Source organism: Modestobacter sp. VKM Ac-2977 (genome assembly GCF_026968045.1).
GTDB lineage: Bacteria > Actinomycetota > Actinomycetes > Mycobacteriales > Geodermatophilaceae > Modestobacter.
In genome coordinates this window covers 13,223-35,296 of record NZ_JAPVBQ010000003.1, presented here as the reverse complement: position 1 = coordinate 35,296, position 22,074 = coordinate 13,223, and the positions used below count along the sequence as shown (strand labels likewise).

At 73.3% G+C, this 22,074-nt stretch carries 22 protein-coding genes; 13 read left to right on the top strand and 9 right to left on the bottom strand.

The genetic code is table 11. The features are described 5' to 3' along the window. Window positions 1–60: 60 nt before the first annotated feature. The 10 genes from O2V63_RS12900 to O2V63_RS12855 all read left to right on the top strand — a co-directional run bounded on the left by O2V63_RS12900 (window position 61) and on the right by O2V63_RS12855 (window position 10,130). Window positions 61–1,236 carry an MFS transporter gene (locus tag O2V63_RS12900; RefSeq protein WP_269167948.1) on the top strand — a complete coding sequence of 392 codons (1,176 nt, stop codon included), beginning with the start codon at window positions 61–63 and terminating at the stop codon, window positions 1,234–1,236. A 173-nt stretch (window positions 1,237–1,409) separates the two neighbouring features. After that, window positions 1,410–2,492 (top strand): alkene reductase, encoded by a 1,083-nt coding sequence (locus tag O2V63_RS12895; RefSeq protein WP_269167947.1) that lies wholly within the window; start codon window positions 1,410–1,412, stop codon window positions 2,490–2,492. A gap of 107 nt (window positions 2,493–2,599) precedes the next feature. Beyond that, window positions 2,600–3,208 carry a maleylpyruvate isomerase family mycothiol-dependent enzyme gene (locus O2V63_RS12890; protein ID WP_269167946.1) on the top strand — a complete coding sequence of 203 codons (609 nt, stop codon included), beginning with the start codon at window positions 2,600–2,602 and terminating at the stop codon, window positions 3,206–3,208. Between the two features lie 285 nt (window positions 3,209–3,493). Further along, on the top strand, window positions 3,494–4,126 hold the full coding sequence (locus O2V63_RS12885) for a hypothetical protein (protein WP_269167945.1): 633 nt from the start codon (window positions 3,494–3,496) through the stop codon (window positions 4,124–4,126). Between the two features lie 280 nt (window positions 4,127–4,406). Continuing rightward, window positions 4,407–5,417: a LacI family DNA-binding transcriptional regulator gene (locus tag O2V63_RS12880; RefSeq protein ID WP_269167944.1), complete on the top strand. Its 1,011-nt coding sequence runs from the start codon at window positions 4,407–4,409 to the stop codon at window positions 5,415–5,417. Next, complete coding sequence (locus O2V63_RS12875; RefSeq protein ID WP_269167943.1) at window positions 5,414–6,397, top strand: ABC transporter substrate-binding protein; 984 nt, start codon at window positions 5,414–5,416, stop codon at window positions 6,395–6,397. The genes O2V63_RS12880 and O2V63_RS12875 overlap by 4 nt, the downstream gene beginning before the upstream one ends. After that, window positions 6,390–7,346, top strand: a complete 957-nt coding sequence (locus O2V63_RS12870) for an amino acid ABC transporter permease (RefSeq protein WP_269167941.1) — start codon at window positions 6,390–6,392, stop codon at window positions 7,344–7,346. Before O2V63_RS12875 ends, O2V63_RS12870 begins: the two co-directional genes overlap by 8 nt. Further along, complete coding sequence (locus O2V63_RS12865) at window positions 7,343–8,140, top strand: amino acid ABC transporter ATP-binding protein (RefSeq protein ID WP_269167940.1); 798 nt, start codon at window positions 7,343–7,345, stop codon at window positions 8,138–8,140. Before O2V63_RS12870 ends, O2V63_RS12865 begins: the two co-directional genes overlap by 4 nt. Further along, entirely contained in the window at window positions 8,137–9,255 is a 1,119-nt protein-coding gene (locus tag O2V63_RS12860; protein ID WP_269167939.1) for an aminotransferase class V-fold PLP-dependent enzyme, read from the top strand. The genes O2V63_RS12865 and O2V63_RS12860 overlap by 4 nt, the downstream gene beginning before the upstream one ends. Window positions 9,256–9,506: 251 nt before the next feature. Continuing rightward, window positions 9,507–10,130: a hypothetical protein gene (locus tag O2V63_RS12855; RefSeq protein WP_269167938.1), complete on the top strand. Its 624-nt coding sequence runs from the start codon at window positions 9,507–9,509 to the stop codon at window positions 10,128–10,130. A gap of 81 nt (window positions 10,131–10,211) precedes the next feature. On the opposite strand, the gene O2V63_RS12850 is transcribed toward O2V63_RS12855, so the two are convergent. From O2V63_RS12850 to O2V63_RS12840, 3 genes are all read right to left on the bottom strand, one after another. Beyond that, window positions 10,212–10,544: a hypothetical protein gene (locus O2V63_RS12850; protein ID WP_269167937.1), complete on the bottom strand. Its 333-nt coding sequence runs from the start codon at window positions 10,542–10,544 to the stop codon at window positions 10,212–10,214. Between the two features lie 75 nt (window positions 10,545–10,619). Further along, the gene (locus O2V63_RS12845; protein ID WP_269167935.1) at window positions 10,620–11,282 is read right to left on the bottom strand and encodes a response regulator transcription factor; all 663 of its coding nucleotides are present in this window, start codon (window positions 11,280–11,282) and stop codon (window positions 10,620–10,622) included. Beyond that, on the bottom strand, window positions 11,279–12,418 hold the full coding sequence (locus O2V63_RS12840; protein WP_269167934.1) for a sensor histidine kinase: 1,140 nt from the start codon (window positions 12,416–12,418) through the stop codon (window positions 11,279–11,281). The genes O2V63_RS12845 and O2V63_RS12840 overlap by 4 nt, the downstream gene beginning before the upstream one ends. A gap of 179 nt (window positions 12,419–12,597) precedes the next feature. On the opposite strand from O2V63_RS12840, the gene O2V63_RS12835 reads away from it, so the two are divergent. Further along, a complete protein-coding gene (locus O2V63_RS12835) occupies window positions 12,598–13,503 on the top strand; it encodes an ABC transporter ATP-binding protein (RefSeq protein ID WP_269167933.1) in 906 nt (301 codons plus the stop codon). 11 nt (window positions 13,504–13,514) lie between these two features. Next, window positions 13,515–14,273, top strand: a complete 759-nt coding sequence (locus O2V63_RS12830; protein ID WP_269167932.1) for a hypothetical protein — start codon at window positions 13,515–13,517, stop codon at window positions 14,271–14,273. A gap of 458 nt (window positions 14,274–14,731) precedes the next feature. Here the strand turns inward: O2V63_RS12830 and O2V63_RS12825 are convergent, their stop codons facing one another. Beyond that, window positions 14,732–15,259, bottom strand: a complete 528-nt coding sequence (locus tag O2V63_RS12825) for a CGNR zinc finger domain-containing protein (RefSeq protein ID WP_269167931.1) — start codon at window positions 15,257–15,259, stop codon at window positions 14,732–14,734. A gap of 94 nt (window positions 15,260–15,353) precedes the next feature. Between O2V63_RS12825 and O2V63_RS12820 the strand changes: the two genes are divergently transcribed. Next, a complete protein-coding gene (locus O2V63_RS12820; RefSeq protein ID WP_269167929.1) occupies window positions 15,354–16,238 on the top strand; it encodes an alpha/beta fold hydrolase in 885 nt (294 codons plus the stop codon). Window positions 16,239–16,379: 141 nt separating this feature from the next. Here the strand turns inward: O2V63_RS12820 and O2V63_RS12815 are convergent, their stop codons facing one another. The 5 genes from O2V63_RS12815 to O2V63_RS12795 form a co-directional block, all read right to left on the bottom strand. Next, window positions 16,380–17,363, bottom strand: a complete 984-nt coding sequence (locus tag O2V63_RS12815) for a hypothetical protein (protein ID WP_269167928.1) — start codon at window positions 17,361–17,363, stop codon at window positions 16,380–16,382. Between the two features lie 70 nt (window positions 17,364–17,433). Next, on the bottom strand, window positions 17,434–18,090 hold the full coding sequence (locus O2V63_RS12810; RefSeq protein WP_269167927.1) for an SRPBCC family protein: 657 nt from the start codon (window positions 18,088–18,090) through the stop codon (window positions 17,434–17,436). After that, window positions 18,087–20,504 (bottom strand): aerobic carbon-monoxide dehydrogenase large subunit, encoded by a 2,418-nt coding sequence (gene cutA, locus O2V63_RS12805; protein WP_269167926.1) that lies wholly within the window; start codon window positions 20,502–20,504, stop codon window positions 18,087–18,089. The genes O2V63_RS12810 and cutA overlap by 4 nt, the downstream gene beginning before the upstream one ends. Window positions 20,505–20,547: 43 nt before the next feature. Continuing rightward, on the bottom strand, window positions 20,548–21,069 hold the full coding sequence (locus O2V63_RS12800) for a (2Fe-2S)-binding protein (RefSeq protein ID WP_269167925.1): 522 nt from the start codon (window positions 21,067–21,069) through the stop codon (window positions 20,548–20,550). After that, the gene (locus O2V63_RS12795) at window positions 21,066–21,941 is read right to left on the bottom strand and encodes an FAD binding domain-containing protein (protein ID WP_269167924.1); all 876 of its coding nucleotides are present in this window, start codon (window positions 21,939–21,941) and stop codon (window positions 21,066–21,068) included. Before O2V63_RS12795 ends, O2V63_RS12800 begins: the two co-directional genes overlap by 4 nt. Window positions 21,942–22,074 lie beyond the last annotated feature (133 nt).

Genomic DNA, 22,074 nt, shown 5'->3' with positions numbered 1-22,074 from the left:
GCGCACGCTCAGGGTGGGACCCGGGACGGGGCCGACCGGGCTGGGCCCGGGGCGGGGGCGATGACCGCCCCCCTTCCGGGGCGGGCGCCGCGGTGGCTGTTCCAGCTGCTGGGTGTGATGGTGCTGATCCAGGCGGCCATCGCGGTCGCCCGGCCGGTCTCCGCCTACCGGGCGATCGACCTGGGCGCCGGGGCCACCGAGATCGGCCTGCTCACCGCGGCGTTCGCGCTGCTGCCGATGGTGGTCGCCCTGCCGCTGGGCCGGGCGGCCGACCGCTGGCGGCCGGAGCCGATCCTGGTCAGCGGCGTGGCGTTGCTGGTGGTCGGCTGCGTGCTGCTGGCCACCAGCGGCTCGTTGCTGGCCGTGGCGCTGGGCAACGTGGTGCTCGGTCTGGGCAACCTCGGCTGCATCATCGGCGGGGAGAACGTCGTCGCCCGGCTGCCCGGTGACCGGCTGGACTCCGGGTTCGGGCTGTTCACCGCGGTCGTCTCCGCCGGGCAGCTGGTGGGGCCGGCGCTGGCCGGAGCGGTGCTGGCCACCGCGCCGGGGGAGCTGTCCACCGGAACCGCCCGCGCGCTGGTGCTCTCCGCCGCGTTGTGCGCGCTCGCGCTGCCGGCGTCCTGGTGGCTGGCTGCCGGGCGGCGTTTCCCGGCGGCCGCGGCCCGGCCGACCGGCAGGACGTCGGCCTTCGGGCTGCTCGGCCGGCCGGCGGTGCGCTCCGGGATCTTCGCCAGCCTGGTGCTGGCCGCCGCGGTCGACCTGCTCACCGCCTACCTGCCGCTGCTCGGGGTGAACCGCGGCATCTCCCCGGCCGTGGTCGGCGTGCTGCTCAGCGTCCGCGCCGGCGCCACCGTGGCCTCGCGGGTGCTGGTGCAGCGGATGCTGGTCCGGGTCGGCCGGGCCCGGCTGGTGGTGCTGAGCACCGTCGGCTCGGGGATCGCCGTGGCCTTCCTCCCGGCCACCGGCAACGTCTGGGCGTTGGGTGCACTGCTGGCGCTGATCGGGTTCCTGCTCGGCGTGGGCCAGCCGCTGCTGATGACGCTGATCGTCCGGGCCGTCCCCGACGACGCCCGCGGCACCGCGCTGGCGCTGCGGCTGGTGGGCAACCGGGTCGGGCTGGTCGGCACCCCGGCGGCGGCCGGGCTGCTGGCCGGGACGGCCGGGGTCTCCGCGGCGTTCTGGCTGCTCGGCGGCCTGCTGGCGGTCGCCGTGGTCGGCGCGCGGCACAGCGACTGAGCGGCCGCCCGCCGCCCGCAACGAGGTGCCGCCTCCGCCCAGTGACAGCTGAGCGGGCTCTCGCGCCCGAGGAAGCCCGCTCAGCTGTCACTCGACGCCCAGGCGCGGCGTGACCCTTGCCGCAGTCGCTGGCGCACCGGAATGGCGCGTCGGGCCGAGGACCTTGTCCCGGCATGGACTTGTTCTCCCCCGTCACGCTCGGCGACCTCGAGCTCGCGAACCGCGTCGTCATGGCGCCGCTGACCCGCATGCGCTCCGGTGCCGCCGGCGTCCCCGGTGACCTCGTGGTCGAGCACTACGCCCAGCGGGCCGGCCTCGGCCTGATCATCACCGAGGGCACCTACCCGAACGCCGAGTCGCGTGCCTACCCCGGCCAGCCGGGGATCACCGACGACGAGCAGGAGGCCGGCTGGCGCCGCGTCGCCGAGGAGGTGCACGCCCGCGGCGGCCGCATCGTCATGCAGGTGATGCACGGTGGCCGGGTCTCGCACACCGACATCACCGGCACCGACCGGATCGTCGCCCCGTCGGCCATCGCCCTCCAGGGCGAGGCGCACACCCCCAAGGGCAAGGCGGCCTACCCGGTCCCGCACGCCCTGACCACCGAGGAGGCGCGCGCCACGCTGGCCGACGTCGTCGCCGCGTCGAAGCGCGCCATCGCCGCCGGCCTGGACGGCGTGGAGGTCCACGGCGCCAACGGCTACCTGCTGCACGAGTTCCTGTCGCCCGCCTCCAACCAGCGGGACGACGTCTACGGCGGTTCCCCGGAGAACCGTGCCCGGTTCGTGGTCGAGGTCGTCACCGCGGTCGCCGAGGCCGTCGGTGCGGGCAGGGTCGGGCTGCGGATCTCGCCCGCCCACAACATCCAGGACGTGCTGGAGACCGACCAGGACGACGTCCGGGCCACCTACGGCGCGCTGCTGGACGCGCTGCGCCCACTGGGCCTGGCCTACCTCTCGGTGCTGCACGCCGAGCCCGCCGGGGAGTTCGTGCAGGAGCTGCGCCGCCGCTTCGCCGGCCCGCTGATCGCCAACAGCGGCTTCGGCACGGTGACCACCCGCGCGGAGGCGATCGAGCTGATCGACGCCGCACACGCGGAGGCCGTCGCGGTCGGCCGGCTGGCCATCGCCAACCCCGACCTGGTCGAGCGCTGGCTCGGCGCCCACCCGGAGAACACGCCTGAGCCGGCGACCTTCTACGCCGCCGGCGCCGAGGGCTACACCGACTACCCCACCCTGCAGCTCAGCCAGAGCTGAGCCCTCCGCCGGCGTCGTGGGCGATGAGTCCCGGCGCCGGCGGACGTCTTCGTTGGTGAGGCGCCCGGGCGGGCGTCCACCGAGCGTGGGCGAGGGAAGGCATCGAGATGACCGGGAACGCGCGTGACCTGCAGTCCTGGGCGGCGAGGACGTACGACGGGCTCGCCGACCTGCTGGCCTCCGGGCCGGCCGGGACGTGGGACGCCCCCTCGCTCTGCACGGGCTGGCGGGTCAGGCACGTGGTGGCCCACGTGACCATGCCGGCGCGGCTGTCGGCCGAGCAGTTCGGTGCCGAGATGGCCGCGGCCGGTGGGGACTTCACCCGGCTCTCCGACACCGTGGCTGCGCGGGACGCGTCCCGGCCGGCCGCCGAGCTCCGGGCTGCGCTCCGCTCCCCGGCGCTGCACGGCTGGCAGCCCCCGGGCGGTGGCCCGGTCGGGGCACTCAGCCACGCCGTCATCCACTCCCTCGATGTGACCGTCGCGCTCGGCGAGCCGCCGGTCGCACCGGCCGAGGGCCTGCGCGCCGTCCTCGACCAGCTCACCGCCACGGCGAACGCCCTCTTCGGCGTCGACCTGACGGGGGTCCGCCTCGAGGCGGTCGACGCCGCCTGGAGCTGGGGGGACGGCGAGGTCGTCCGCGCCGACAGCGGCGAGCTGGCCGCCCTGGCGAGTGGCCGCACGCTCCCTGACGGCCGAGTGCTGCCCCGCGCCTGAGTCGCCCACCGGACGCGGCTGCCCAACTCCGCGCGCCGCTCGCTGTGCGCTGACCGGGGTGCTCCCCATCCCCGGATGGCACCGGTCAGCGCACGACGGTGGGTCGGGACGGCTGCGGCACCCGGGTCTGGCAGGTCTCGATCCGGTGACGGTCGACGCCGGCGTCGTGCGGGAGCCGATCCGCTGGGCACTCAGCGTGTTGCGGACCGCCCACACCGGGAACGACGACCGCGACAAGCCGACACACGACGTCCTGGGCCGTCGCGGCCCGGTGAGGAGATCGTCATGCGCACCTCCACCCTGTCCCGCTCGCCCGGCGCCCGTCCGGGTCGGCGCAGCCGGCTCGTCTCGGTGCCCGTCACCGGTGCGGCCGCGCTCGCCCTGGTCCTCACCGGTTGCGGTGCGGAGCAGGAGGAGGACGGAATCACCGCGGTCGACATCTACAACGAGGAGTTCGAGGTCCTCGCGGAGGACGCGGGGGTCGTGCAGGAGGAGTCCGACGTCCTCGAGGTGGAGGAGCCGGTGGAGGCCGGTGACGTGGGCGCCGTTGCGCCGGGGGCCTTCGTCGCCGGTGGCGTGGGCATCCCGGCGCTGCTGATCGCGGCCGACCCCCAGGCGGCGCTGGCCGGGCTGGCCGACGAGCCGGCCGTGGCCACGGAGGTCCCGGTGTTCGCCGTCCCCACCGACGAGGGCTTCTGGATCGGCACCGAGGAGGTCCGCATCTGGGTGCAGCTGACCGCGCCGGGTGAGTCCCCGGTGAACGTCGAGCCGGGCGACCGGGTGTCCTTCACCGGCGAGGTCGTGCCGAACGCCGACGGCTTCGTCGAGGGACTGTCGCTGCCCGCCGACCAGGCCGCCGCGCTCACCGACCTCGGCTACCACGTGGATGTCCCGGCCGGCGCGATCACCATCGCCTGACCCCAGCTCGATCCTGTCGCTGTGCGCTGACCGTCGCTTCTCCACGGAGGAACCGACGGTCAGCGCACAGTGCCGTCGGGGCCAGGCGCCGTGCCGGGCGCCACGCGGTCACGGAACCGTTGCGACCCGTTCAGCCCCTTGACATGTGGTCGCCGTCACCCTGACGATCCCCCCTATGACTACGTTGTCATCGGGACCGCCCGACGAGTCGATGACTACGTTGTCATCGAACGGCGCCGCAGGTCCAGGAACCGGCCGGTCGCTCGGCCGGCTGCCCACGATGGTCGACGTCGCGCGCGCCGCCGGCACCTCGCAGAAGACCGTCAGTCGGGTGGTCAACGCCGAGCCCGGCGTGCGTCCCGAGACGATCGAGCGGGTGCAGCGGGCCATCGCCGAGCTGGGCTTCCGCCGGCACGACGGTGCCAGCCACCTGCGTCGGGGAACCAGCACCGCGAGCATCGGCCTGGTCCTCGAGGACCTCGCCGGCCCGTTCTACGCCGCGCTCACCGCGGGGGTGGAGCGCCGGGCCCGCGAGCACGGGTACCTGCTGCTCACCGGCTCCGCCGACGGGGACGCCGAGCGGGCCGGCCGGCTGGTGCAGGCCTTCGCCGCCCGCCGGGTCGACGGCCTGCTCATCGCACCGAACCTGGTCGGCGACGAGGTGCTCACCGCGAACCTGCCGCCCGACGTCCCGGCGGTGCTGCTCGACCGGCCCAGCGCCGACCACGGCACCGACGAGGTGCTGTCGGACAACACCGGCGGCATCGCCCAGGCCGTGCACCACCTCGCCGAGCGCGGGCACCGGTCGATCGCCTACCTGGGTGACGACGAGCGGTTCTGGACCTCCCGCCAGCGCCGCGACGGCTTCCTCGCCGCCTGCGCCGAGCGGGGCCTCCGCACCGAGGGCCGGGTGTCGCTCGGGGTGCTGACCCCCGAGCGCATCGCCGCCGCGGTCTCCGGCTGGGCAGCCGCCGGGGTCACCGCCGTGGTGACCGGCAACAACCGGGCCAGCGTCGCCCTGCTGCACCACCTGCACGAGCGCACCGGCCCGCGCCCCGCGCACGTCGGCTTCGACGAGCTCGACCTCGCCGACCTCCTCGACCCGCCGCTCACCACGGTCGCCCAGGACGCCGCCGGCATCGGCTCGGCCGCGGTCGACCTGCTGTTCGAGCGGCTCGCCACGCCGACCCTGCCGCCCCGCTCGGTCGTCGTCCCCACCCGTCTCGTCGTCCGGCGGTCCAGTCCGCCGCCGGACGGCGCGTCTGCACCACCCGTCAGGAACGACCGATGACCGCCCGTCCCGACCTCCAGGAGCAGCCCATGTCCCGCACCCGCCTCTCCGTCCGCGCCGCCGTCCCGGTTGCGCTCACCACCGCCCTGCTGCTCGCCGGCTGTGGCGGGGGCGACGACGAGTCCTCGGCCGCCGAGCCGGCCGCCGAGGGCTCCGCCGACTCCGCGGTGCCCGACACCAGCGAGATCGTCGGCGGTGTCAGCGAGGACGCTGCGCTGGCCGAGGGCCTGCCGGCGGACCTGGCCTCGCTGTCCATCGGGTCGAACGTGCAGTCGCCGCCGAACAACTTCTACGCCGAGGACGGGTCGACCCCGGTCGGCTTCGAGGTCGACATCATCACCGCGATCGGCAACAAGCTGGGCCTGCCCGTCGAGTACTCCGACATGGCCTTCGACTCCCTGATCACCGGCCTGCAGACCGGTCGGGTCGACGCCACGATCGCCGGGATGAACGACACCCCGGAGCGGCAGGAGTCGATCGACTTCGTCGACTACTTCGAGTCGGGCATCACGATCATGGTGCAGAAGGGCAACCCCGCAGGGATCGAGGCCAGCGCCGACCTGTGCGGCCAGGCGATCGCCGTCGTCCAGGGGACGACGCAGGAGGACTTCGCCGCCGAGCAGTCCGCCGAGTGCGAGGCGAACGGCGAGGAGCCGCTGGAGGTCACCGCGACCCCGAGCGACTCGCAGAACCAGACGCAGCTGCGCACCGGCCGGGTCGACGCGATCCTCAACGACCTGCCCACCGCGGTCTACATCTCCCAGACCGCCGGCGACGGCGAGTACTTCGAGACCGTCGACCAGGACCCGATCAACGGCGGCCCGTACGGCATCGGGCTCAACAAGGACGACGCCGCGTTGCGCGACGCCATCCAGCAGGCGCTGCAGTCGCTGATCGACGACGGCACCTACGACGAGATCCTCGAGGCGTGGGACGTCACCTCCGGCGCGGTCGACCAGGCGACCGTCAACGGTGGCTGACCGCGCCGGCGCGGCGCTGACCAGGCCGGTCGACGCACCGGGGGACGACGAGCTGCTGCCCCAGGTGCGGATCCGGCACTGGGGGCGCGTGGTCGCCGGGCTGGCCGTCCTCGCCGTGCTGGGTCTGCTGTTCCAGGCGATCTCCCGGGGCGACATCGACTACGCCAGCATCCCGGCGCTGCTCACCCAGGACGTCATCCTGGAGGGCCTGGTCGACACCATCGTGCTGGCGGTGATCGCCCAGGCCGGCGCGATCGTCATCGGCACGGTGGTGGCGCTGATGCGGACCTCGGCCAACCCGGTGCTGCGCTGGGTCTCCTGGGCCTACATCTGGGTGTTCCGCGGTCTGCCGGTGCTGCTGCAGATCCTGCTCTGGTACAACATCGCGCTGGTCTTCCCGACGTTCTCCATCCCGGTCCCGTTCACCGACGCCTACCTGCTCGACCAGCCGGCGAACGTGATCATGACCGGCTTCCTGGCCGCGCTGCTGGGGCTGGGGCTCAACGAGAGCGCCTACATGGCCGAGATCGTCCGGGCCGGGCTGACCAGCGTCGACCGGGGGCAGACCGAGGCGGCCAAGTCGATCGGGATGTCGCCGGCGAAGGTGCTGAGCCGGGTCGTGCTGCCGCAGGCGATGCGGGTGATCATCCCGCCGACCGGCAACGACTTCATCAACATGCTCAAGGGGACGTCGATCGCCTCGGTCATCGGCTTCACCGAGCTCATCCACGCCGCCAACGCGCTCTCCAGCCGCAGCCTCGCGGTCATGGAGACGCTGCTGGCCGTGGCCGTCTGGTACATGGTGGTGGTGAGCGTGGCCAACGTCGGGCAGTACTACCTGGAACGGCACTACAACGCCTCGATCCGGCCCACGGGCACCCGCGGGTCGGTGTGGGCCAAGATCGGCGGCTCGCTGCGCACCCCGCCGTTCATGCGGAGCTCCCGGTGAGCGCCGCAGCGGGCGAGGGGGTGGCGCAGGGCGAGGTTCTCGTCCGCGCCCGCGGGCTGCGCAAGCACTACGGCTCGCTGGAGGTGCTCCGCGGCGTCGACCTGACGGTGCGGCGCGGGCAGGTCGTCGTCCTGCTCGGGGCCTCGGGTGCGGGCAAGAGCACGCTGCTGCGCTGCGTGAACCACCTCGAGGCCGCCGACGGCGGCGAGATCTGGGTGGACGGCGTGCCGATCGGCTTCCGGCACGACGGCGACCGGCTGCACGAGCTGCGCGAGAAGGACGTCGCTCGGCAGCGCGCGGAGATCGGCATGGTGTTCCAGCGGTTCAACCTGTTCCCGCACCGCACCGTGCTGGCCAACGTGACCGAGGGGCCGGTGCAGGTGCGTGGCGTGCCGCGGCGTGAGGCGGAGGCCTACGCCCGGGAGCTGCTGGAGCGGGTGGGCCTCGGCGACAAGGTCGACACCTACCCCGACCGGCTCTCCGGCGGGCAGCAGCAGCGGGTGGCGATCGCCCGGGCGCTGGCGATGCGGCCCAAGCTGTTGCTGTTCGACGAGCCGACGAGCGCCCTGGACCCCGAGCTGGTCGGTGAGGTGCTGGCGGTGATGACCGAGCTGGCGCGGGAGGGGATGACGATGATCGTCGTGACCCACGAGATCTCCTTCGCCCGGGAGGTCGCCGACCACGTCGTCTTCATGGCCGGCGGGGTGGTGGTCGAGGAGGGGCCGCCGGAGCAGGTGATCGGCGCGCCGCAGCACGAGCGCACCCGTGCGTTCCTGGCCCGGGTGACCGCGTGAGCCCTGCTCGTCTCTCGGCCTACCTGTCCGCCTTCGCCGAGGAGGAGGGCTACCTGGACTTCGCCCGGGTCGGTCCGCCGTCCCGGGCGGTGGTGGAGGCCGGCACCGCGGCGCTGGCCGCGGTGTCGGCCGCGGGGCTGGGCACCGTCGACGAGCTGATGGGCGCCGAGGGCCGGGCGCTGGCTGCGGCGTCCCGGCTGCTCGGCTTCCCGCCGGGCAACGTCGCCTACTCGCCGAGCACCTCGGCCGGCCTGTTCCAGGCGGCGTTCGCGGTGCGCGGGCCGGTGCTGGTCAGCCCGGCGGAGTTCCCGGCCAACCTCTACCCCTGGTGGCGGGCGGAGTCGGCCGGGCGGCTGGACGTCGTCCCGCTGCCGGCCGGGCCGGTGACGCCGGACGTCGTCCGTGCCGCCCCGGACGCGGCGGCGCTGGTGGTCAGCGCGGTCGACTTCGCCACCGGCTTCCGGGCCGACCTGCCCGGGCTGCGCGAGGTGCTGGGGGAGCGGCTGCTGGTCGTCGACGCGATCCAGGGTCTCGGCGCGGTCGACGTCGACTGGACGGCGGCCGACGTGCTGGTCGCCGGCGGGCAGAAGTGGCTGCGCAGCGGCTGGAGCACCGGGGTGGTCGCGGTGTCCGACCGGGCGCTGGAGCGGCTGGACCCGTTGCTGGCCGGCTGGACCGCGGTGCAGGACGCCACCGACTACGACGGCGAGGAGCACCCGCTGGCTGCTGGTGCGGCCCGGTTCGGCACCACCAACACCAGCCCCGTCGCGCAGGCGTGCCTGGCTGCGGGGCTGGAGCTGCTCGAGTCCGCCGGTGTGGGCTCCGTCGCCGGCCGGATCGCGGCACGGGTCGAGGAGCTGCTGGAGCTGCTGGACCGGCGGGGCGTGGTGGTGACGTCGTCGCGGGAGCCGGCGGAGCGGGCCGGGATCGTGGCGTTCCGGGTGCCGGGTGTGGACGGCGCGGAGCTGCACGCGGCGCTGGGCCGGGCCGGGGTCACCTGCACCCGGCACGGCGAGCGGGTGCGGCTGAGCGTGCACGCGACGACGACGCCGGCCGCATTGCAGCGGGTCGACGACGCCCTCGCCCTCCTCGGTGCGACGGCCGCCCAGGCCTGACCGCCGCCGGGCGGCGCTTACCGGGGTCGTCCTCGCCGGACGACCCCGGTGAGGGCCCGGTGGTGCGCCCCGGCCGGCCGCGGGGCCGTGGCGGGTGAGGTCTCGATCCGGTGACGGTCGGGTTCGGACTCGTGCACGAGCCGATCCGGTGGGCACTCACGGTGTTGCGGGCCGCTCGAACCGGGAGCGGCGACCGCCACAAGCCGACAGACCACATCCTGGGCCCCTCGCGGCCCGGTGAGGAGATCCCCATGCGCAACTCCACCCTGCTCCGCTCGTCCGCCGCCCGTTCGGGTCGGCGCAGCCGCCTCGTCTCGGTGCCCGTCACCGGCGCGGCCGCGCTCGCCCTGGTCCTCACCGGTTGCGGTGCGGACGAGGAAGAGGGCGTCGACGCGACCGACGTCGTCGAGGAGGACGAGGGCCTCGTCGAGGAGGACACCGAGATGATGGAGGAGGACACCGAGGCCATGGAGAGCGACGCCGCGGGTGACACCGCCGCCGCCGCCGTGCCGGGGTCCTTCGTGGTCGGCGACGTGGCGGTCCCGCAGCTGCTGACCGAGGCCGACCCCCAGGCCGCGCTGGCCGAGCTGCCCGACGACCCGGCCGTGGCCACCGAGGTGCCCGTGCTCGCCGTCCCCACCGACGAGGGCTTCTGGATCGGCACCGAGGCCGCCCGCATCTGGGTGCAGCTGACCGCGCCGGGTGAGTCCCCGATGAACGTCAACCCGGGCGACCGGGTGTCCTTCACCGGCGAGATCGTGCCGAACGCCGACGGCTTCGTCGAGGGCCTGTCGCTGCCCGCCGACCAGGCCGCCGCGCTCACCGACCTCGGCTACCACGTGGATGTCCCGGCCGGCGAGATCACCATCGCCTGACCCCAGCTCGATCTGTCGCCGTGCGCTGATCGCCGCTCCTCCACGGAGGGACCGGCGGTCAGCGCACAGTGCTGTCCGGGGTCAGGCGGCGTGCTGGACGGGGAGCTGGTCGGTCAGTGCCTCGGCGAGGTGCCGGCCGCGGGGCGGCAGCGGCGGCGCCGCACGGATCAGCTGGACCGGCTCCGGCTCGGACTCCACCTGGGGCTCGGCTGCCTCGACCTGGACCGGCTCGACGACGGGGGCTGCCGCTTCGGGCAGCGGCTTCCGGACCGAGGCCGGGTCCTCCGCGATGGTGGCGACGGCGGTCAGGCCGTCGGCGTGGATGCGCGCGATGGACGCCAGGACGGCGGTGGCCATCTCCTCGATGGCCTGCACGTCCGTGGCGGTGTGCTCGGCAGCAGCGTGGATGCTCATGTCCAGGTCATCGGCAGCCTCGGGCGTCGCCGGAACCGGTTCGTCACGGTGTTCTGGAGAGCTCCGGTCGACGGCTCAGTCGTCCAGCAGCCCGGCCTCGTGGGCGAGGATCGCCGCCTGGGTGCGGTTGGCCAGGTCCAGCTTGGTGAGCAGCCGGGACACGTAGGTCTTCACCGTCGCCTCGCTGACGAACAGCTGCCCGGCCACCTCGGCGTTCGAGTCGCCACGACCCAGCAGCGCCAGCACCTCCCGCTCCCGTTCCGTCAGCGTCTCGACCCGGCGCAGCGCCTCGGCCCGCCGGGGCGCGGACCGGCGGCGCACGTAGGAGTCGATCAGCGTCGTGGTGACCGCCGGGGACAGCGTCGCCGTCCCGTCGGCGACCGCCCGCACCGCGGCAGCGATCTGCCGGGGTGGGGTGTCCTTGAGCAGGAAGCCGGCGGCGCCGGCGGCGAGCGCGGCGTGGACGTACTCGTCCTGGTGGAAGGTGGTGAGCACGGCGACCTTCGGCGGCTGGGGCAGGGCCAGGATCTGCTCGGTCGCCGCGAGCCCGTCCAGCACCGGCATCCGGACGTCGATCAGCACGACGTCGGGCCGCAGCTCCCGCGCCGCCCGCACCCCCGCGGCGCCGTCCCCGGCCTCGCCGACGACCTCGAAGCCGCCGGAGGACTCCAGCACCGTGCGCAGGCCGAACCGCACCAGCTCCTCGTCGTCCACGAGCAGCACCCGGACGTCGGTCATGCCGGCAGCACCGCCTCGACCACGAAACCGCCGTCCAACCGGGGCTCGGCCGTGAGCCGGCCGCCGAGGGTGCGCACCCGCTCACCCAAGCCCACCAGGCCGTACCCGTCACCGGGCACCGGCTGTGGCGGACGGGTCGGTGCGCCGTTGACCACCCGCAGGTGCAGCTCCTCGGGGCGGTGCTCGGCGGTGACCTGCACCCGGGCGCCGGGGGCGTGCTTGCCGGCGTTGGTCAGTGCCTCCTGCGCGATCCGGTAGGCGGCCCGGCCCACCGCGGGGTCGACGGGGACGTCGGCGACGCCGGTCAGGGCGACGTCCATGCCCGCCTCGCGCGCCTGGTCGACCAGCCGGGGCAGGTCCTCCAGGCCCGGCTGCGGGCCCAGGGGTGCGTCCTCGTCGACGTCCCCGGCGCGGAGCACGCCGACCATCTGACGCAGCTCGACCAGCGCGCGCCGTCCGGCGGTCTGCACCTGCCCGGCGAGCTGCTCGACCCGGTCGGCGTCGCGGGCGGCCAGCTCGATCGCGCCGGCCTGCAGCACCATCAGGCTGACCCGGTGCCCGACGGCGTCGTGCATCTCCCGGGCGATCCGGGTCCGCTCGAAGAGGACGGCGTCGCGGGCGAGCAGCTCCCGCTCGGCCTCGGCCCGCTCGGCCCGCTCGCGGAGCACCCCCAGCAGCTGCTCGCGGGTTCGCTGCCAGATCCCGAGGGCGGCGGGGAGGGCGACGATCGCCCCGGTGGCGGCGGCGACGATCGTCCACCCCCCGACCGTGACCGGGTCCGCGGTGACGGCGATCGCCACGGCCCCACCCATCCCCACCCCGCCCCGGACCCACCACGAGTCGCTGTAGCGGCCGACGGCGTAGCTGGCCAGCAGCCAGGGCCCGGTGGGGGAGAAGCCGAGCACGGCCGACACGGCGCACACCCCGAAGGGGACCGCGGGCTGGGTGCGGCGGAAGAGGAACAACCCGAGGGCCATCAGCGAGGTGGCCACGACGACGGCGCCCAGGTCCAGCGACGGGGCCGCGAGGGTGCCGAAACCGCTGACGATCATCACCACGGCCAGCCCGGCGAGGCCGGCCTCCAGCGCGATGCCGCGGGCGGTGAGTCCCGGCCAGATGCGCTCGCGGACCCCCATGGGTCGGAGCGTAGGTCCTGTCCGGCGCGCTGCGGGTCACCCGCGGGTCGACTGCCGACGTCCTCTTCCGGATGACCGGGTCGCACCGTCCGGTGCGGAAGGCCGCGGCCTCTGGCCGACGCGCTGACCAGTGGGTCCACCGCAGATTGGGGACACCACACCGAACCCCGGAGGCACCCATGATCTCGGTCAACGGACTGACCAAGCGCTACGGCGCACGCACCGTCGTCGACGACGTCAGCTTCACCCTCGAGCCCGGCACCGTGACCGGCTTCCTCGGCCCGAACGGCGCCGGCAAGACCACCACGATGCGGATGATGACCGGGCTGATCCCGGCGACTGCGGGCACGGCGACGATCGACGGCCGGCCCTACGCCGATCTGCCCAACCCGGGCGCCGTCGTCGGCACCCTGCTCGACGCCTCGGCCGTGCACCCCGGCCGCACCGGCCGGGCGCACCTGGGGCTGCACGCCCTCGCCGTCGGCGTCGACTCCCGCCGGGTCGACGAGGTGCTGGAGCTCGTCGGCCTCGCCGACGCCGCCCGCAGGCCGGTGGGCGGCTACTCGCTGGGGATGCGGCAGCGGCTCGGCATGGCCGGCGCGCTGCTCACCGTTCCGCCGGTGCTGGTGTTCGACGAGCCGGCCAACGGCCTGGACCCGGAGGGCATCCGCTGGTTGCGGGCACTGCTGCGCAGCTACGCGGCGAACGGCGGCACGGTGCTGCTCTCCTCGCACCTGCTCGGCGAGGTCGAGCACACCGTCGACCGGCTGCTGGTGATCGGTGGCGGGCGGATCGTCGCCGACGGGCCGGTCGGCTCGTTGCTGGGCGCCAGCGGCACCGCGGTGCGGTCGGTCGACCCCCGCGGGCTGGCCGACGCGCTGCGGGCCCGGGAGTTCCACGTGGAACGCCAGGCCGACGGCGTGCTGGTCGTGGACGGTGCCGAGCCCGCCACCATCGGCGCCATCGCCGCCGAGGCCGGGGTCGCGCTGATCGACCTGCATCCCGTGCAGCGCGGCCTCGAGGACCTGTTCTTCCAGCTCACGGAGAACTCCGGAGCTGCTGCCCCCACCCCCGCTGAGCACTGAGGAGCCCCGACATGACCACGACTCTCGACACTGCTGCTCCGGTACGGCCCGCCGTCCGTCCGACCCGCGCCTCGCTGCCGACGCTCGTCGGCCTGGAGGTACGCAAGACCCTGACCACCCGCTCCGGCCGGATGCTCGCCCTCGCCGGCGTGCTGGCCGGACCGGTCGGGATGGGTCTGCTGGAGGCCAGCGACGATGCCTTCCCCTCCGTGGCCGGCCCGTTCGCCGTGGTGGGCATCATGACGGGGCTGCTGCTGCTCGCCATGGGGGTGCTGAGCACCGCCGGCGAGTGGACGCACCGGACCGCACAGACCACCTACCTGCTGGTGCCGCAGCGCGGCCGGGTGCTCGCGGCGAAGACCGCCGCGACGGCGCTGCTCGGCGCGGCCCTGACCGCCGTCTCGATGGGGGCGTCGTGGCTGATCCTGGCCGTGCTGGCCGACCCGAGCGTGTCCTGGGACGGCGCCGCCCAAGCCGCGCTGACCGCGGTGGGCGCCGGGGCGGCGTTCGCGCTGATCGGGGTGGGGGTCGGCGCCGCGACCGCGAACACCCCGGCCGCGCTGACCGGCCTCTACCTGACCGTGCTCGGCCTGGTGCAGATCATCCGGGCCTGGGACACGCGGGTCGCCGACGCCGTCGACCCGCAGCAGGCGGTGCTCCGGTTCGCCCGCGGCGACGCCGAGGTGGCCTCGCTGCTGACGCTGGGCGGCTGGGTGATCGCCGCGCTGGTCGCGGGCTGGGTGTTCAGCAGGCGGCGCCCGGTGCAGTGACGCAGCACCGGCGACGGCCGGGAGTCGGTTCGCCGGCTCCCGGCCGTCGCCGTGTTCGCGCCGTCCACTTCAGGTGTCGGTGGCGGTGTGACGAGCAGTTCGAGTTCGCCCTCGACCTGCTGCTCGTCGGGTTCGGCCGGCTCCGTGCGCAGGGTTGGACCTCCCCGCGCGCACGGCGACGTCAGGCCGGGCGTGACCGCTCGTCGTCCGGGGCCCACTCGACCACGGCCAGGTTGACCACCCAGCCGGCCATCGCGACACCGGAGAACAGCCGGATCGGGTCAGCAGCACGACGTCACCCCGGCCGCACCCGGGTCGGTGATCGGGGTGTCGGTGCTGTTCGACCCCGACTTCCTGGTCGAACTCGAGGTCACCGCCGTCCTGGACTGACCTGCACCGTCTCCGCCCCGTACTCGACGGCGGGCACCAGCTGCCGGGGGACCGGCTGGGCCGAGTCGTCAGACTCCAGGCTCGGCGGGGGCGTCGGAGCGGGTGCGCTCGTGGTGCCGGCGGGCCTTCATCCGGTTGCCGCACGTGGCCATCGAGCACCAACGGGCCCGGTTGGGCTTGCTGTGGTCGATGAGGAACAGCGCGCACTCGTCGTTGGCGCAGGGCCGCAGCCGCCCGGGGCTGGTGCGGCGCACGGCATCCCAGGCCAGCAGTGCCCGAACGGCCAGGCCGCGGGCCGGCGGCACATCGGTGAGGCTCCAGTTGATGCCCTCGTCCTCGATCGAGGGCGCCAGGCGCAGGTCGGACAGCAGTGGTGCCAGCGACTGTGCGCCCTCGTCCCCGCGGGCGACCGCCTGGAGTGCGTCGCGGGCGGCGCGAGTTGCGCCCTCCTCGGCGGCCGATCCATCGCCGCCGCGTTCCCGCAGCCAGGCTCTGCCGGGTTCGCCGTCCAGCAGGTCCCGCTGAGCGCGGTCGACGATCGGCGTCGTGTTCAGCAGCTCGAGCAGGAACGTCTCGTCGGCGGGTGAGTCGTCCATCGGGTGGATCTAACCTCCCTGGTTCGGTTGACAGGTTACACGCTGACGTGCCAGCGTCGCTAACCACCAACCGCAGCTAGAAGGGTTAGACGCCATGGCGCACGTCCACCACCGGTCCACCACCGTCGACGGATGGCAGCTGTTCTACCGGGAGGCCGGCCCGGCCGACGCCCCGGTCGTCGTCCTGTTGCACGGGTACCCGACCAGCTCGTTCATGTTCCGCGACCTGATCCCGCAGCTGGCCGACCGCTATCGGGTGATCGCCCCGGACATGCTCGGCTTCGGACTGTCCGACGCGCCGCCGGTGGGGGAGTTCGACTACACCTTCGACGCGCTGACCGACCTGACGGCCGGCCTGCTGGGGCAGCTGGGCGTGACCCGGTACGCGATCTACGTCCAGGACTACGGAGCCCCGGTCGGCTGGCGGCTGGCGCTGCGCGACCCGGAGGCGATCACCGCGGTCATCAGCCAGAACGGCAACGGCTACGACGCCGGCTTCGTCGACAGCTTCTGGGCCCCGGTCTGGGACTACGCGCGGAACCCGAACGTCGACACGGAGGCGGCGATCCGGGGCGCGCTGAGCATCGACGCGATCCGCTGGCAGTACCTGCACGGGGTCGCGGACGAGACCGTCGTCAGCCCGGACACCTGGCACCACGACCATGCGCTGGTGTCGCGCCCCGGCAGCGACCTCGCTCAGCTGGCGCTGTTCCGCGACTACCGCACGAACCCGCCGCTCTACCCGGCGCTGCACCAGTACCTGCGCGACAGTCGGGTGCCCGTGCTCGCCGTCTGGGGGCAGGGGGACGAGATCTTCGGCCCGGAGGGCGCGCGCAGCTTCGCCCACGACGCCGTCGACGCCGAGATCCACCTGCTGGACGGCGGGCACTTCCTGCTGGAGAGCGCGGGGGATCAGGTCGCCGAGCTGATCCGGGACTTCCTCAGTCGCCGGCTGCTCAGCGCCGCGACGGGGGCGTGACGCGGTCGGCTCAGTCGTCCTGGTTCGCCCTGGTCTCGCGGTAGCTCGTCGTCACCCCGAGCTGTTCTGTCCATGGCGCTCTGGGTGCTGGCCCTCAGAGCTCCGTCGATGCCGGTCGGAACCGGGCACCGGCGGGCGCGCTCAGTCGCTGGACCCGTCGTCGGACCGCCATGATGCAAGCGCCTCGTGCACCCGGGAGGTCAGTCCGCCCTCACAGGCTGACAGTTCGTCCAAATCGGCCCGTGAGTACTCGGGCACGAGCACGCGCATCTCGCCGGACAAAGGAATCTGAACGGCGATGAGCCCCTCATCGAACATGAACCGAGCATCCAGATTGCGTTGGACCGTCGCGATGAACAAGTTGCATGACCGGGTCAGATCGAGTGCCAGCTCCCGGATCGCATGGACGTTGCCGGCCCACTGCCTCTTGAGAAGTGCATGATGCTCAGGGTCGTGCTCGGATCCACGGTATATGTGCTCGACCTGGATCAGGGCTCGTCCCGGCTCCATGTGAGCGGATTCGTCGAACGTGTCGAGGAACAGGGTGACCAGCCGCCTCAGCATCTCGAGTTGCCGACGGAGTTCCGTGTGCCCTGTGGGCCAGATCCGCCTCATCAACCACTGAGCGAACTGGGTCAGCTCTTCGAAGTAGGCGTAGTCGATGGCAGGGCTCTTCCGGCCGAAGACCGGCTGGAAGAGCACCTCCCAGTTCTGCCACTGCAGCCGCGTGGCGATCGCATCGACGAGCTGCCCCCACTGTTCCTCAGCGAGGTCCCCGCCCTGGTGCAAAGACGTGCGCACCCAGTCCTCGTGCGCGCTCTTGACCTCTATGAGTCGAGGGATCGAGTAGACGGCTACATCTTTGTCGATCGTCGAGTGATGAGTGGGGCAGAGCAGGATGATGTTGGAGTACTCGTTCCGCCGACGGGCGTCCAACGGACTGTCACCTCGGGGGCCATCTGGCTCCTTGGCGACCATGTGCGCCTCCTCGCCGATGATCACGGCCCTGGAGGTCAGGTCAGACACATCGGCAAGCGGAATCCGGCAGTCAGCGAATGCACACCTGCTGGCTGAACGCCCCCAGAGCATCTTGCGGTCGCGGACTGACATACCGGCAATGCCCACGGCGTGACCGTATCCCGGGGCTCGCGAAGTTCGGGAGAGCTGCGCATCGCGACACGGCACTGGCGGGCGACTAGCCGCGGCGGCCGAGGAGGTAGCCGATCCAGACGCCGAGCAGAGTGAGGAGGCCGCCGCCGGCGGCGCCGACCAGCAGGGGCCTCGCCTCGGCCGGCACCCAGCCGCCGGTCGCCTGGTGGTGCCCGGCGATGCTGGCGTACTGCTGTGGCGCGGGTGCCGCGGGCGTTCCCGCGGGAACGTCTGCGGCGATCGGGATGACGTCGGCCACCACGTTCGGCTCCACCAGTTCCTTGTCCACCGCGGAGAAGAACTGCCCGGCCATCTTCTTGGCGACGCCGGTGATCATCCGCTGCCCCACACCCGCGACCGCGCCACCGACCACAGCGTCCGCCGAGTACGTCAGCTCCGTGCCGTCACCGGAGGGCGCCAGGTTGATCTGCACCGTCGCCCGCACCGACCCCGGCCCACCCGAACCGGAGGCGTGCATGACGTACGACTTCGGGAACGAGAGGTCAGACAGCCGCACTTCGCCCGCGTACTTCCCGCGGATCGCGCCCACCCCGGCCGAGACGACGATCGTGTAGCTGTCCTCGCCGACCTGCTGCAGCGACTCGCAGCCAGGGATCGTCCGCGCCAGCACCGCCGGGTCGGTGATCACCGCCCAGACCTGCTCCGGGGCCGCCGAGAGGACCGCACTGCCGTCGAGGTTCACGCCATCGCTCCAGAGTCGTGGGGGGAAGAGTTGGTCACGCGCTCGGCGTCCGAGCGCACCAGGTCGTACAGCTCGGTGGGGGAGATCGGCATCGCCGCGATCCGCCGTCCCACCGCGTCCTCGATCGCCGAGGCGATCGCCGCCGAGCCGGGGATGACGCCGGCCTCACCGGCGCCCTTGATGCCCAGCTCGTTCAGCGGCGACGGCGTCGACTGGTGGTCGATGTCGACGTCGGGCACCTCGGAGGAGTACGGCATCAGGAAGTCCATGAACGAGGCGTTGGTCAGCTGACCGTCGCGGTCGTAGGCCATCCGCTCGTACAGCGCCCCGCCCACGCCCTGCGCGACGCCGCCGTGCACCTGCCCCTCGACGATCATCGGGTTGATGATCGTGCCGCAGTCGTGCACCACCGCGTACTGCTCGATCGCGATCTCCCACGTCGCCGGGTCGATCTCCACGACCACGGCGTGCGCGCCGGAGGCGAAGGTCGAGCGCAGCGGGGAGTAGTAGTCGGTGTGCTCCAGGCCCGGTGCGTCCCCGACCGCCACCGGCGGCTTGGAGTCGTCGCCCGGCCCGGAGAACTGGGTCGCCTGCCGCGCCGCCTCGTCGAAGGCGTACCGCAGCGGGTTGGACAGGACGGCGACCGTGCGCAGCGGGATCGAGGCGCCCGGCGTCCCCTTCACCTGGACCAGGCCCTCGTCGATCTCCAGGTCGGCCGGGTCGGCCTCCAGCACCTCGGCGGCGATCCGCAGCGCCTTCTCCTTGACCCCGCGAGCCGCCAGCGCGACGGCGTTGCCGCTCACCACCGCGGCCCGGGAGGCGAACGTCCCGACCGCGTACCCGAACCGCCGGGTGTCGCCGGTGGTGACCACGACGTCCTCCAGCGGGACGCCGAGCTCCGCGGCCGCCAGCTGAGCGAACACCGTCTCGTGCCCCTGGCCCTGCGAGGTCAGCCCGGTGGAGACCAGCACCTTGCCGCTGCCCAGCACCTGCACGTGCGCGCCCTCGTACGGCCCGGGCCCGGTGCCCTCGACGTAGGGCGCCATCCCGATGCCCAGCAGCTTCCCGCGCGCCTCGGCCTCGGCCCGGCGCGCGGCGAAGCCGTCCCAGTCGACCAGCACCTTGAGCTTGGCCATCATCGCCGGGTAGTCGCCGGAGTCGTAGATCAGCGGCCGGCCGTCCTGGAACGTCAGGCCCCAGTCGTAGGGGAACTGGTCGGGCTGAATCAGGTTCCGCTCCCGGACCAGCGCGCGATCGATGCCGCGCTCCTGGGCGATCCGGTCCATCGTGCGTTCCATCGCGAAGGTGCCCTGCGGCCGGCCGGCCCCGCGGTACGGCGTGACGATCACGGTGTTCGTGTAGACGCTGTTGACCCGGGCCCGGTACACCGGGATGTCGTACGGGCCGCACAGCTGGGTGGCCGTGTTGATCGGCACGATGATCCCGTAGGGCGTGTACGCGCCGTTGTCGTGCCAGACGAGGACGTCGAGGGCCGTGATCCGCCCGTCGTCGTCGTACCCGACGGTGATCTCCTGCCGCTGCTGCCGCTCGTGGGCGCTGGAGATGAAGTGCTCGCGCCGGTCCTCGGTCCACTTCACCTCGTGGCCCAGCCGCCGCGCGGCCATCGGCACGAGCAGCTCCTCCGGCCACGGGTGCACGATCTTCACGCCGAAGCCGCCGCCGACGTCGGGTGCGATGACCTCGACCTTCTCCATCGACAGCTCGAGCTTGGCCGCGATCGCCGCGCGCACCGACGTCGACGCCTGGGTGGAGGAGTAGACCCGCAGCGAGGAGTCGGCGTCGTCCCAGCGGGCGTGTACGCCCTTGCCCTCCATGGGCATGGAGGCGCTGCGCTCGAAGTACTGCGTGAAGGAGAACGTGTGCGCGCTGGCGGCCAGCGCCGCCTCGACGTCGCCGGTCTCCTGGTGGTGCCGGGCGGCGATGTTGTCCGGGACGTCGTCGTGCACGGTGTGCTCGGCGGCCTCGGCCGCGTCGACGCCCACCACGACGGGCAGCTCCTCGTAGCTGATCTCGATCAGCCCGGCGGCGTCCTCGGCGATGTACCGGTCGGTGGCCACCACCATCACGATCGGCTCGCCCACGTGCTGGGCGACGTCCTTCACCAGCGGGTAGCCGGTGCGCGGCGCGGTGAGCTGCGGGTGCGGGATGAGCACCGGCAGCGGCTCGGCCAGCGGGCCGGTGAGGTCCTCGTAGGTGTAGATCGCCAGCAGGCCCTCGACGTCCATCGCCGCGCTGACGTCGATGTCCAGCACCCGGGCGTGCGCGTACGGGCTGCGGACGAACGCCGCCGCATAGGCGCCGGAGCCGATGTCGTCGAGGTAGCGACCCTGGCCGATGATCAGCCGGGCGTCCTCCCGCCGGCGCACCGGCTCCCCGAAGAACTTGGTCGTCACCGGGCCGTCCTCCCCACGACCACCAGAATGGCCATTTTGGTGGTCATCGGGCGGCCTCGTCGCGCATGGTCGCTGCTGCGTGCCGGCAGGCCTTCTTGATGTTGGCGTAGCCGGTGCAGCGGCACAGGTTGCCGCCGACCAGCTCGTCGACCTCCTCCTCGGTGATCTCCACCGACGGGTCGCGGGCGTCCAGGCCGGCGGCGATCGTGGTCAGGAAGCCCGGGGTGCAGAAGCCGCACTGCAGCGCGTGGCACTCCCGGAACGCCTCCTGGATCGGGTGCAGCACCTGCCCGCCCTGGTGGTCCGACCGGGACAGCCCCTCGACCGTGGTCACCTCGCGGCCGTCGACCTGTACCGCGAGCACCAGGCACGAGCGGGTCGGCTGCCCGTCGACCAGCACCGTGCACGAGCCGCAGACGCCGTGCTCGCAGCCCACGTGCGTGCCCGTCAGCCCGAACTCGTGCCGCAGCGCGTCCGACAGCAGCCAGCGCACCGGCACGGTCGCTTCACGTGGAACACCGTTGACGACCACGGAGATCGACCGCTCGGTACGAACCTCGGTCACGCGGTCCTCCTGGCTGCTTCGGCGCCGGCGTCGGCCAGCGTGCGGGCGGTGAGGGTCGCGACCAGCAGCCGCCGGTAGTCCGCGCTGGCGTGCAGGTCGCCGTCCGGATCGACCAGGCCGCGGGCCAGCTCACCCGCCGCCGTCCAGTCGGCGGTGTCGACCGGCTGGCCGACGACGGCGTCGGTCAGGTCGTGCACCTCGGGGACCAGCCCGACGGAGAGGTAGGCCGCCCGGGCGGAGCTGACTCGCCGGTCGGCGTCCAGCGTGACGACGACGCCCGCCCCGCAGACCGCGTAGTCGCCCTTGCGTCGGGCGATCTCGGCGAATGCGGTGCCCGACCGCTCCGGCAGCGCCGGGAAGAAGGCGTCGAGGACGACGGCCGGCCCGTGCACCGAGGTCTCCAGCGGCCCGAGGAAGAAGTCGCCCCAGCCGATCGTCTCGCGCCCGTCGGGCGTCGCGACCGTGACGGAACCGTCCGTCAGGGCCAGCACCGCGGTCATCTCGCCCGAGGGGTCGGCGTGCGCGATCGAGCCCACCGTCGTCCCCCGGTTGCGGATGGCCGGGTGGGCGACGTTCGCCGTCGCCCGGCCGAGCAGCGGCTGCACGTCGGCCGCCTCGGACGAGGCGAGCAGCTGGGCGTGCCGGACCAGCGCCCCCACCCGCACCCCGTCGCGGCCGGCGGAGATCTGGTCCAGGCCGGGCACCCGGTTGATGTCGACGAGGGTGGTGGGCGCGGCCAGTCGCATCGACAGCAGCGGCAGCAGTGACTGCCCGCCGGCGAGCACCTTCGCGCCCTCGCCCTCGCTGGTCAGGACGTCGAGCACCTCGTCGACCGAGGTCGGATCGACATAGCCGAACGGAGCGGGCTTCACCGGGTGCGGGTCACCTCCGGGTGCGGACCTACGGGGTGGGGAAGGCGCAACTGTGTCACCGGATCCGGGGACACGGAAGTACCTCAGTGCTAAATCTTTATTGCCCGATCGACTGCCCAAGTACTTCACCGCT